This window comes from Streptomyces sp. NPDC107528 (genome assembly GCF_055639295.1).
In genome coordinates, this window is the sequence record NZ_JBVKAV010000033.1 from 1 (window position 1) to 1,008 (window position 1,008).

General features: G+C 72.1%; 1 protein-coding gene. It reads right to left on the reverse strand.

Annotated features, from left to right (window positions below):
- Positions 1 to 1,008, reverse strand: a 1,008-nt coding sequence (locus ACZ7L5_RS45180; protein ID WP_471524959.1) for an ATP-binding protein, incomplete at both ends; no start/stop codon positions are given.

A 1,008-nucleotide genomic window follows, 5' to 3' on the forward strand; every position in this document is an offset into this window, starting at 1 on the left:
GGCGAAGGGCTTGATCTCGTTGACGAACTCGGTCTCGATCCAGCGGGTGTGGACCGTGAACGGGTCGCTGGAGCCGGTCAGTTCCGGCGCGAAGGCCGGGTCCTTGACGACCGCGCGGTGGAACGGGATCGCGGTGGCCATGCCCTCGACCTGGAACTCGGCGAGCGCGCGGGCGGCGCGCTGGAGCGCCTGCTGACGGGTGGCGCCGGTGACGATCAGCTTGGCGAGCAGGGAGTCCCACGCCGGGCCGATGACCGAGCCCGACTCGACGCCGGCGTCCAGGCGGACGCCGGGGCCGGTCGGCGGGGCGAACGTGGTGACCGTGCCCGGCGCCGGGAGGAAGCCCCTGCCGGGATCCTCGCCGTTGATGCGGAACTCGAAGGAGTGGCCGCGCAGCTGCGGGTCGTCGTAGCCGAGTTCCTCGCCGTCGGCGATGCGGAACATCTCACGCACGAGGTCGATGCCGGTGACCTCCTCGGTGACCGGGTGCTCGACCTGGAGGCGGGTGTTGACCTCCAGGAAGGAGATCGTGCCGTCCATGCCGACGAGGAACTCGACGGTGCCGGCGCCGACGTAGCCGGCCTCCTTGAGGATGGCCTTGGAGGCGGAGTACAGCTGGGCGACCTGCGCCTCGGAGAGGAACGGGGCGGGGGCTTCCTCCACCAGCTTCTGGTGGCGGCGCTGCAGCGAGCAGTCACGCGTGGAGACGACCACGACGTTGCCGTGCTGGTCGGCCAGGCACTGCGTCTCGACGTGGCGGGGCTTGTCGAGGTAGCGCTCGACGAAGCATTCCCCGCGCCCGAACGCCGCGACCGCCTCACGGACCGCGGAGTCGTAGAGCTCCGGGACCTCTTCGAGGGTGCGGGCGACCTTCAGGCCGCGTCCGCCGCCGCCGAAGGCGGCCTTGATCGCGATCGGCAGGCCGTGCTCCTCGGCGAAGGCGACGACCTCGTCGGCGCCGGAGACCGGGTCGGGCGTGCCCGCGACGAGCGGGGCGCCGGCGCGCTG